Below are 10,591 nucleotides of genomic sequence, written 5' to 3' on the forward strand. Positions count from 1 at the left end.
AGCTCCCCGGCCGGGCGTCGCCGCCTGCGCCGGGCCCTCGCGCTGCCGGCCCTCGCCGCCGCCGCGACGCTCGCCTTGACGGCCTGCGTCCCGCAGCAACCCGCCGGGACGAACCCGCCCGACAAGACCGACGTGACCACCGCGCCGATCGGCGACCGGACCATCGTCGAGGGGGGCGACCTGGTCATGGCGCTGTCCGCCGAGCCGGACGCCCTCGACCCCACCACGTCGTCGTCGCTCTACACGCGCTACGTCATGGAGACCGTGTGCCAGAAGCTGTACGACATCGACGCCGAGGGTGACCTCGTGCCGCTGCTGGCGACCGAGCTGCCGACGCTGTCGGACGGCGGGTTGACGGTCGACATCCCCGTGCGCACCGACGCCGTGTTCGCGGACGGCACCCCGTTGGACGCCCAGGCCGTCGTCACGACGCTGCGTCGTCACCTCGACAAGCCCGACTCGTCGCGGGCCAGCGAGCTCGGCCCGGTGACCGGGGTCGAGGCCCTCGACGACGACACGGTGCGCCTGACCTACGAGCGCCCCTTCGCCCCGCTGACCGCGGCCCTCGCCGACCGCGCGGGGATGATCATGTCCCCGACGGCGCTCGAGGCCGAGGGCGACGACTTCGGCGACGCCCCGGTCTGCGTGGGCCCCTTCAAGTTCGTCGACCGCGTGCCGCAGACCTCGATCTCGGTCGAGCGCGACCCGCTGTACTACGACGCCGAGGACGTGCACCTCGACTCGATCACCTACCGCATCATCACCGACGCGAGCATCCGTGCGGCGAACGTCCGTGCGGGTGACGTGCAGGTCGCCGACTCGATGTCGACGATGGACGTCGACTCCCTCATGGCGGACGACGGCCTCACGGTGCTGCAGGTCGGTTCGTTCGGCTACCAGGGCATCACCGTGAACATCGGCAACCAGGACGGCGTCGGGACCGACCCCGTCCAGATCGACACCCCCTTGGCGAGCGACGTGCGCGTCCGTCAGGCGCTGGCCATGTCGATCGACCGGGACGCGCTGGTCCAGAGCGTCTTCGGCGGGTGGAACGACACCGCCTGCTCGCCGATCCCGCCGACGAGTCCGTTCGCCACCGATGCCAGCGACGCGTGCCCGGGCTACGACCCCGAGGGGGCCAAGCGCCTCCTCGCCGAGGCGGGGGTGACGACGCCCTACGAGATCGAGATCCAGGCCAGCAACAACGCCGACACGCTGCGCCTCGCCCAGGCGTTGCAGGCCCAGGTCGCCGACGGCGGGTTCCGCCTGTCGATCACCCCGGTCGAGTACTCGACCCTGCTCGACGTCCAGTCGCGCGGCGACTTCGACGCGCTGCAGCTCGGCTGGTCGGGCCGCGTCGACCCGAACGGCAACATGGTGAACTTCCTGCGCACCGGTGGCGGCAACAACTACTCGGGCTACAGCAACCCCCGGGTCGACGAGCTGCTGGCCGACGCCGCCGCGTCCATCGACGTCGACGAGCGTGCGGCGCTCTACGGCGAGGCCGTGACGCAGGTGCAGGAGGACGAACCGCTGATCTACCTGTACCGCACCCGCAGCCTGACCGCGCTGACGAACGAGGTCGCCGGGGTGTCCACCTACGCCGACGGCGTCGTACGGCTCAGCAACGCCGCGTTCGTCGAGGGGGAGTGACCTGATGACCCGTTACCTGTTCACCCGGCTGTGGCAGTCGGCCGTCACGCTCGTGATCGCCTCGATCGTCGTGTTCTGGGGCGTGCGCCAGCTGCCCGGCGATCCGGCCCTGGCCCTCGCCGGAGAAGAGGCGACGCCCGAGCGCGTCGCCGCGATCCGGGCCGACCTCGGCCTCGACGACTCGCTGCTGGTGCAGTACGGCCGGTTCGTCGGCAACTTCGTCCGCGGCGACTTCGGTGAGTCCACCCGCACCGGCACCCCGGTCACCGAGTTGATCGGGGCCACCCTGCCGGTGACGCTGTGGCTCGCCCTCTACGCGATCGTGGTCGCCGTCGTCGTGGGCGTCGCCCTCGGCGTCGTCGCCGAGCGCTACCGCGGACGCTGGCCCGAGTGGATGGCCAACGCCGCCGCCCTGGTCGGTCTGTCGGTGCCGAACTTCTGGCTCGGCATCCTCGCGATCCTCTGGCTCGCGGCGGGCCTCGGCCTGTTCCCGGCGTCGGGCTACGTGCCGGTGGCCGAGAACCCGGCGAGCGCGTTCTACCACCTGACCCTGCCGGCGCTGATCCTCGGCACGAGCCTCGCCGCGGTCATCATGCGGCAGACCCGGGCCTCGATGATCGAGACGATGAAGACCGACTACGTGCGCACCGCGCGGGCCAAGGGGCTCGGGCGCGGGCGGGTGCTGATGCGCTACGGCCTGCGCAACTCGATGATCGTGGTCGTCACGATCGTCGGCCTGCAACTCGGCGGTCTGATCTCGGGCGCCGTGGTGACGGAGCGCATCTTCGCGCTGCCGGGCTTCGGCAAGCTCACGCTCGACTCGGTGTTCACCCGTGACTACCCCGTGATCCAGGCCGTCGTGCTGATCATCACGGTCGGCTACATCTTGATCAACCTGGCGGTGGACGTCCTGTACTCCGTCATCAACCCGCGCATCAGGGTAGGAGGCGCATCGTGACCGTCATCGAGACACCCACCGCCGCAGGGGCGGGCCTCGGGTCGGGGCGGGGACGCGTCTGGCGCGGCCTCGTCCGCAACAAGCTCGGCGTCACGGGCGGCGTCATGCTGCTCGTCGTGCTCGTCGCCGGCCTCGCCGCGCCCCTCATCGCCCCGTACGACCCGACCCGGGTGAACTTCGAGCTGCCGTTCCAAGTGCCCGGCACGGTCGGCTACGTGCTCGGCACGGACGACCTCGGCCGCGACATCCTCTCGCGCACCGTCTACGGCATCCGCGTCTCGCTGCAGGTCGGCGTGCTGTCGGTGCTGCTGGCCGTCGTGGTCGGCACGCCGCTCGGGTTGCTGGCCGGCTACTGGCGGTGGCTCGACGGCGTGATCTCGCGCCTCACGGACGTCATGCTGGCGTTCCCGTTCCTCATCATCGCCGTCGCGCTCGCCGCGATCAGCGGTCCGAGCCTGACGAACGCGGTGGTCGCCCTCGGCATCGCGCAGGTGCCGACGATGATCCGCGTGGTGCGCGGCGAGACGCTCCGGATCAAGTCGACCGACTTCGTCCTCGCCGCGACGACCATGGACGCCTCGGGGCTGCGGGTGATCTTCCAGCACGTCCTGCCGAACTGCGTCTCGGCGATCATCGTCCAGGCGACGGTCATCATGCCGGTCGCCGTGATCGGCGAGGCCCTCCTGTCGTTCCTCGGGCTGGGCATCCAGCCGCCGACGGCGAGTCTCGGCATCATGCTCAGCGACGCGCAGCAGTACCTGGCCAAGGCGCCCTTCGCGGCCGTCGTGCCGGGTCTCGCGATCGCCGTGATCTGCCTCGGCTTCAACCTGTTCGGCGACGCCCTGCGCGACGCCCTCGACCCCACCGCCAGCGACCGGAAGTGACCCCCTCGTGACCTACACCACCCCTGACGAGTTCGTCACCCGCCCCGACCTGCGCGGCACCTTCGGCATGACGTCGTCGACGCACTGGCTGGCGACGGCCTCGGCCCAGTCGGTCCTCGAGCGCGGCGGCAACGCCTTCGACGCGGCCGTCGCGGGCGCCTTCGTCCTGCACGTCGTCGAGCCGCACCTCAACGGTCCCGGCGGCGACCTCACGGCGATCTACGCCACGGCCGAGGCCCCCGACGCGCCGACCGTGCTCGTCGGCCAGGGCCCCGCCCCGGCCGGGGCCACCCGCGAGCACTACCTGGCCGAGGGCCTCGAGCTCGTCCCCGGGTCGGGAGCCCTCGCGGCCGCCGTCCCCGGCGCCGTCGACGCCTGGCTGAAGCTGCTGGCCGAGCACGGCACCTGGTCCCTGGCCGACGTCCTGGCCTACGCGATCGGCTACGCCCGCGACGGCCACCCGATCGTGGCGCGCGTGGCGTCGACCATCGAGACCGTCGCCGACCTGTTCACCGAGCACTGGCCCACGTCCGCCGCCCAGTGGATGCCGGGTGGCGAGGTACCCCGTGAGGGCGACCTGCTGACGAACCCCGCCTACGCGGCCGTGCTCGACGAGTTGGTCGCGGCGGGCGAGGCCCTCGGCCCCGACGCGTCCCGCGAGGCGAAGATCGAGGAGGCGCGGGTCGAGTGGGGCAGCGGACACGTCGCGCAGGCGATCGACGCGTTCGTCCGCACTCCGCACCGTCACTCGTCGGGCACCGACCACGCGGGCGTGGTCACGGCCGCCGACCTCGCCGCCTTCCGGGCCACGACCGAGCCGGCGACCACGATCGAGTTCCGCGGCCACACCGTCGCCAAGACCGGCGCCTGGGGTCAGGGTCCCGCCCTGCTGCAGGTGCTGGCGCTGCTCGAGCCGCTCGACGACGCCCTGCTGGACCCGTCGACGGCCGACGGCGCCCACACCATCGTCGAGGCGCAGAAGCTCGCGATGGCCGATCGCGAGGCCTGGTACGGCCCCGGGGACGTGCCCCTCGACGTGCTGCTGTCCGCGGACTACGCCGACCGGCGTCGCGCGCTGATCGGCGAGCGGGCGTCGCGCGAGTTGCGACCGGGCGACGTCCCGGGGCGCGAACCGTTCACCCTGCCCACGATGCGCACCGAGTACCTGCCACCCGCGCTCAGCGAGGCACCCGCCGGCGTCGGCGAGCCCACCGTCGCCGCCCCCGGTCGGGCACCGGTTCGCGCCGACGCAGCCGACGCAGCCGACGTACCCGACGCACCCGTCGCACCGACCGAGGACGCCCCGGCGACCGCCACCGCGCCTCCTGCCGACCGTCTGGCCGAGCCGTTCACCGAGCCCACCGGCGAGACGCGCGGCGACACCTGCCACCTCGACGTCGTCGACCGCTGGGGCAACGTCGTGTCGGCGACGCCGTCGGGCGGCTGGTTGCAGTCGTCGCCGACGATCCCCGAGCTCGGCTTCTGCCTCGGCAGCCGGCTGCAGATGTCGTGGCTCGACGAGGGCACGGCGTCGACGCTCGCACCCGGCACCCGCCCGCGCACCACGCTGACGCCCACGCTCGTGCTGAAGGACGGCGAGCCCGTCGTCGCGCTCGGTTCGCCCGGCGGCGACCAGCAGGACCAGTGGCAGCTGCTCTACCTGCTGCGCACGATCGTCGGCGGCTACACCCCGCAGCAGGCGATCGACGCCCCGGCCCTGCACACCACGTCGTTCCCGGGCAGCTTCTGGCCGCGCACCTGGGAGCCCGGTGGCGTCGTGGTCGAGGACCGCCTGGGCGACGACGTCATCGACGCGCTGGTCGCCCGCGGCCACGTCGTCACCCGCGCCGGCGGTTGGTCCCTGGGCCGGCTGTCCAGCGTGTCGCGAGACCCCGAGACCGGTGTGCTCTCCGCCGCCGCCAACCCCCGAGGAGCCCAGGCCTATGCCGCAGGACGCTGAGAACCCGACCTCCCCCCTGCTGAGCGTGCGCGACCTCCGCGTCTCGTTCGGCGACACCCCCGCCGTCCACGGCGTCGACCTCGACGTCCTGCCGGGCGAGCGGGTGGCGATCGTCGGCCAGTCCGGCTCGGGCAAGTCGACGGTGGTCGCCGCCATCCTGCGCCTGCTGCCCGGGGCCGGTCACATCACGGGTGGCACGATCGAGCTGGCGGGGCCCGACGGCGGCACCCTCGACCTCGCGCAGGCGACCGAGGCCCCCATGCGTCAGGTGCGCGGCGCCCGGATCGGCCTCGTGCCGCAGGACCCGTCGACCAACCTCAACCCGTCGATGAAGGTCGGCGCGCAGATCGCCGACGCGCTGCGCACCCACGGCCTCCGCGGCCACGACGAGGTCCAGCGCCGCGTCGTCGCGCTGATGAGCGAGGCGGGCATCCCCGAGGCCGAGCGCCGGGCGGGGCAGTTCCCCCACGAGTTCTCGGGCGGCATGCGCCAGCGCGTGCTCATCGCGATCGCCCTGGCACGGGAGCCGCAGCTGCTCATCGCCGACGAGCCGACCAGCGCGCTCGACGTGACGGTGCAGCGGCAGATCCTGAACCACCTGCAGACGCTGGTCGAGAGCCGTGGCACCTCCCTGCTCTTCATCACCCACGACCTGGGGCTCGCCGCCGACCGCACCGACCGCATCGTCGTGATGCTCGAGGGACGCGTCGTCGAGCAGGGCACGCCCGAGCAGATCCTGCGTCGCCCGCAGCACGAGTACACGAAGCGCCTCGTCGCGGCGGCGCCGACGCTGGCCTCGGCCACCGCCCTCCGTCGCGGCGAGACCGTCCTCGACGAGGCGACGGACGCGAAGGAGGCGCGGGTCGACCCGATCCTGACCGTCACCGACCTGGTCAAGGAGTTCCGCCTCCGTGGTCGCCGTGGCGAGCAGGTGCGGGCCGTCGACCACGTCTCGTTCGAGGTGCCGCGCGGCACCACGACGGCGATCGTGGGGGAGTCCGGCTCGGGCAAGACGACCGTGGCCCGCATCGTGCTCGGCCTCGAGTCGGCGACGAGCGGGTCGGCCCTGATCGACGGCGAGAGCATCACGACGAGCCGCGGTGCGTCCCGTCGCGCGCTGCGTCGCCGGGTGCAGCCCGTCTTCCAGGACCCCTACGGTTCGCTCGACCCGACCTCCAGCGTCGAGCGGCTGATCGACGAGCCGTTGCGCATCTTCGGCGTCGGCGACCGTGCCTCGCGTCGGCACCGGGTCGCCGAGCTGCTCGACCAGGTCGCCCTGCCGCGGTCGGTCGCGCAGAGCCGTCCGAACGAGTTGTCCGGCGGGCAGCGTCAGCGCGTGGCCATCGCCCGGGCGCTGGCGCTCGAGCCCGAGCTGCTCATCTGCGACGAGGCCGTCTCGGCGCTCGACGTGCTCGTCCAGGAGCAGATCCTCGAGCTGCTCGGCGACCTGCAGCGTCGGCTCGGCCTCAGCTACCTGTTCATCACGCACGACCTGGCGGTCGTGAGGCAGATCGCCCACGACGTGGTGGTGATGCGCAAGGGCGCCGTGGTCGAGCGCGGTAGCGTCGACGACATCTTCTTGTCGCCCCGTGCCGAGTACACGACCGAACTGTTGGGAGCCATCCCCGGTGCCAGCCTCGCCCTCTGAGGGCCCGACGCCCGTCGTCCTCGTCGACGCCCTGCGTCGCGAGATCGTCGAGGGCGCCCTCGTGCCGGGGACGCGCATCACCGAGGCGTCGGTCGCCCGCCGCCACGGCGTCTCGCGCGTCCCGGTGCGTGAGGCGCTGCGGGCGCTCGAGGCCGAGGGGTTCGTCGAGTCGACGCCGCACGTGGGCAGCCGGGTCGCCGCGATCCCGGTCGACGAGGCCGACGACCTCTTCGCCGTCCGCGAGGCCCTCGAGATCTCGACCGCGCGACGCGCCGCCCTGCGGGCCCGCGAGCTGTTCGGCGAGCCGCGGCCGCCCGAGGACTGGTGGCGCACGCGGCGCGTGCTCGGCCAGCTGCTCGACGACGGGGACGCCGCCGTCGAGGCCGGCGACCTCGACCGTCTCGTCGAGCTCAACGACCGGTTCCACGTGGGCGTGGCGCAGCTGAGCGGGAGCGCCACCCTGGCCACCCTGCTGCGCCAGCTGTCGAACAAGATCGAGTGGCTGTACGCCCTCGACACCTTCTCGCGAGGCAAGCGGCTCTGGCCCGACCACCGACGCATCCTCGCGGCGATCGACGCCGGCGACGAGGCCGGGGCCGCCGAGCTGATGGGCTGGCACGTGCGCGAGTCGCGCATCGGGTTCCTCGCCCGCACCGAGCCGGCCGACCGCGTGGCCGACCTGCGGGCCACTCCGCCCGCCCTGCCGCCGACCATCCCGACGCCCACGATCCCGACGCCCACGATCTCGACGCCGGAGGCCCCCACGCCGACCACCTCGACGGCGGCAGCGGCCCCTCCGGCCTGACCCGCGCCTCCTCGGCTCGAGGGCGGGTCGACTGCATCGACTGCACGTTCTCAGGCATCGGTCGGGGGATCTGCTTACTGTTCTCGGTCATGGACGAACCTCCCTCTCACATGCCCTGGCCTCTCCCACGCCTGACCGCCCGCGCGGTCGTCACAGACGGGGAGGGGCGACATGAATGAGTGGGTCATGGTCGGCATCGGCCTCGTGCTCACCGTCGGCACCGGCTTATTCGTCGCGTCCGAGTTCTCGCTGGTCAACCTCGACCGGAACGAGCTGGAGGCGCGGCGCGACCGGGGCGAGAAACGCCTCGGTCCCACGATCAAGGCGTTGCGCATCACCTCGACGCACCTCTCCGGTGCGCAGCTCGGCATCACCCTGACGACGCTGCTCACCGGGTACACCTTCGAGCCCGCCATCAGTTCGATGCTGAGCGGTCCGCTCGACTCGCTCGGCGTGCCCGCCGCGGCCGTCCCGGTCGTCGGCAGCGTCGCGGGCATCGTGCTCGCCACCCTCTTCTCGATGGTCGTCGGCGAGCTCGTGCCGAAGAACTTCGCCCTCGCGCTGCCGCTCGCCACCGCGAAGTTCGTCGTGCCGTTCCAGGCCGCGTTCACCACGGTCTTCAAGCCGCTCATCCTGCTCTTCAACAACACCGCCAACGCGGCCATCCGCGCCATGGGCATCGAGCCCAAAGAAGAGTTGTCGGGCGCCCGCTCGGCCGAAGAGCTGAGTTCGCTCGTGCGCCGGTCGGCCCTCGAGGGCCAACTCGACCAGGACCACGCGACCCTGCTGGGCCGTACCCTGCGCTTCTCGCAGCATGACGCCTCCGAGGTGATGACGCCGCGCGTCCGCATGACGACCATCGCGTCGACCGGCTCGGCCGCCGACGTCGTCGAGGCCGCCCTGACCTCGGGCTTCTCGCGGTTCCCCGTGATCGGCGACGACAGCGACGACATCGTCGGGGTGGTGCACGTGAAGCACGCGTTCGCGGTCCCGCTCGCCGAGCGCGCCTCCGTCGTCGCGACCGCCCTCATGCAGGAGGCGCGCTTCGTGCCCGAGAGCATGGGCACCGACTCGCTGCTCGGCCTGCTGCGCCACGGCGGCCTGCAGATGGCCGTGGTGCGTGACGAGTTCGGCGGCACCGCCGGCCTCGTCACTCTCGAGGACGTCGTCGAAGAGCTCGTCGGCGAGCTCGAGGACGAGCACGACCGAGCCCGCGTGGGCATCGTGCGCCAGGCCGGCACCGTGCTCTTCGACGGTGCCCTCCGGCCCGACGAGCTGGCCGACCGGGCGGGCATCCGCGTGCCCGACGACGGCGACTACGAGACGGTGGCCGGATTCGTCATCGACCGGCTCGACCGCCTGCCCGAGGTGGGCGACGAGGTCGCCCTCGAGAGCGGCAGCGGCAGCCTGCGGGTCGAACGCGTCGCGAACGGACGCCTCGAACGCCTGCGTTTCGTGCCGGCCCCACCCGACGGCGGCCTCGACGCCGCCGCACCCACGACCGAGCACGACCGCGTGGTCGCCTCGCTGACCGAAGGGGTCGACCGATGAACGAGTACCTGCCCGGAATCGTCTGGCTGGTCGTGCTGCTGATCGTCAACGGGTTCTTCGTCGGCGCCGAGTTCGCCGTCATCTCGGCACGCCGATCGCAGATCGAGCCGCGTGCCGAGGCCGGCAGCAAGGCCGCGAAGAAGACCCTGTGGGCGATGGAACACGCGACGCTCATGCTGGCCACCAGCCAGTTGGGCATCACCGTCTGCTCGCTGGTCATCTTGAACGTCTCGGAGCCGGCGATCCACCACCTGCTCGAGATCCCGCTCGGTCTCACCAGCCTCTCGGCCGAGGCGATCGGCGTCGTCGCGTTCGTCGTGGCGCTCGTGCTCGTCACGTTCTTGCACGTGGTCGTCGGCGAGATGATCCCGAAGAACCTGTCGTTCTCGGTGCCCGACCGGGCGGCGCTCATCCTGGCGCCCCCGCTCGTCTTCGTGGCGACGGTGTTCAAGCCGGTGATCTGGTCGCTTAACGCGATCGCCAACGGCGTGCTGAGGCTCTTCCGGGTCGAGCCGAAGGACGAGGCGACGAGCTCGTACACGCTCGACGAGGTCGCCACGATCGTCCAGCAGTCGACCCGCGAGGGCACGCTGACGGACTCGTCGGGCACCCTGTCGGCGGCGTTCGAGTTCACCACCCGCAAGGTGCGCGACGTCGAGGTGCCCCTCGACGAGATGGTGCACCTGGCGCCGGGGTCGACTCCGTCCGACGTGCAGCGCGCCGTGGCGGCCCGGGGGTACTCGCGGTACGTGCTCACCGACGGAGACGGCCAGCCCACGGGTTACCTGCACCTCAAGGACGTCATGGACCTCACCGGCGACGGGGCCTTCGAGGCACCCGTGCCCGAGAAGCGCATCCGCCGCCTGGGCGCCGTGGGCCGCGACACCGACCTCGAGGACGCCCTGGCCTCGATGCGCCGGGTCGGCGCGCACGTCGCCCGATCCGTCTCGCCCGAGGGCGTCACCACCGGCGTGCTGTTCTTGGAGGACATCATCGAAGAACTCGTCGGCGAGGTCGACGACGTCACGGCGGTCTGACGGGTCGAGGGACGGTCGGCCGTGCCCGCCCGGTCGGCCGTGCCCGCCCGGTCGGCCGTGCCCGCTAGGTCGGCCGCGCCCGCCCGCCCGGTCGG

At 72.3% G+C, this 10,591-nt stretch carries 8 protein-coding genes; all 8 read left to right on the top strand.

Annotated features, from left to right (window positions below; genetic code table 11):
* On the top strand, positions 1 to 1,653 hold a 1,653-nt coding region (locus IFT36_RS13005), incomplete at its 5' end, for an ABC transporter substrate-binding protein (RefSeq protein ID WP_307785103.1).
* A 4-nt stretch (positions 1,654 to 1,657) separates the two neighbouring features.
* Positions 1,658 to 2,611: an ABC transporter permease gene (locus IFT36_RS13010; protein ID WP_056046871.1), complete on the top strand. Its 954-nt coding sequence runs from the start codon at positions 1,658 to 1,660 to the stop codon at positions 2,609 to 2,611.
* Positions 2,608 to 3,495, top strand: a complete 888-nt coding sequence (locus IFT36_RS17000) for an ABC transporter permease (RefSeq protein WP_236556928.1) — start codon at positions 2,608 to 2,610, stop codon at positions 3,493 to 3,495. Before IFT36_RS13010 ends, IFT36_RS17000 begins: the two co-directional genes overlap by 4 nt.
* A 7-nt stretch (positions 3,496 to 3,502) precedes the next feature.
* On the top strand, positions 3,503 to 5,455 hold the full coding sequence (locus IFT36_RS13020; RefSeq protein WP_307785104.1) for a gamma-glutamyltransferase family protein: 1,953 nt from the start codon (positions 3,503 to 3,505) through the stop codon (positions 5,453 to 5,455).
* Positions 5,439 to 7,103 (top strand): dipeptide ABC transporter ATP-binding protein, encoded by a 1,665-nt coding sequence (locus tag IFT36_RS13025; protein WP_159825962.1) that lies wholly within the window; start codon positions 5,439 to 5,441, stop codon positions 7,101 to 7,103. Before IFT36_RS13020 ends, IFT36_RS13025 begins: the two co-directional genes overlap by 17 nt.
* Positions 7,084 to 7,908, top strand: a complete 825-nt coding sequence (locus IFT36_RS13030) for a GntR family transcriptional regulator (protein WP_200413342.1) — start codon at positions 7,084 to 7,086, stop codon at positions 7,906 to 7,908. Before IFT36_RS13025 ends, IFT36_RS13030 begins: the two co-directional genes overlap by 20 nt.
* A 171-nt stretch (positions 7,909 to 8,079) precedes the next feature.
* Positions 8,080 to 9,459 carry a hemolysin family protein gene (locus IFT36_RS13035; protein WP_200413343.1) on the top strand — a complete coding sequence of 460 codons (1,380 nt, stop codon included), beginning with the start codon at positions 8,080 to 8,082 and terminating at the stop codon, positions 9,457 to 9,459.
* The gene (locus IFT36_RS13040; protein WP_200413344.1) at positions 9,456 to 10,496 is read left to right on the top strand and encodes a hemolysin family protein; all 1,041 of its coding nucleotides are present in this window, start codon (positions 9,456 to 9,458) and stop codon (positions 10,494 to 10,496) included. The genes IFT36_RS13035 and IFT36_RS13040 overlap by 4 nt, the downstream gene beginning before the upstream one ends.
* Positions 10,497 to 10,591 lie beyond the last annotated feature (95 nt).

It is taken from the genome of Frigoribacterium sp. CFBP 13605, assembly GCF_014839405.1.
In the GTDB taxonomy this organism is placed as follows: domain Bacteria; phylum Actinomycetota; class Actinomycetes; order Actinomycetales; family Microbacteriaceae; genus Frigoribacterium.

Coding starts and splice junctions, on each gene's coding strand:
- IFT36_RS13035 (WP_200413343.1), top strand. CDS start 8,080: ATGAATGAGTGGGTCATGGTCGGCATCGGCCTCGTGCTCACCGTCGGC.
- IFT36_RS13040 (WP_200413344.1), top strand. CDS start 9,456: ATGAACGAGTACCTGCCCGGAATCGTCTGGCTGGTCGTGCTGCTGATC.
- IFT36_RS13010 (WP_056046871.1), top strand. CDS start 1,658: ATGACCCGTTACCTGTTCACCCGGCTGTGGCAGTCGGCCGTCACGCTC.
- IFT36_RS13025 (WP_159825962.1), top strand. CDS start 5,439: ATGCCGCAGGACGCTGAGAACCCGACCTCCCCCCTGCTGAGCGTGCGC.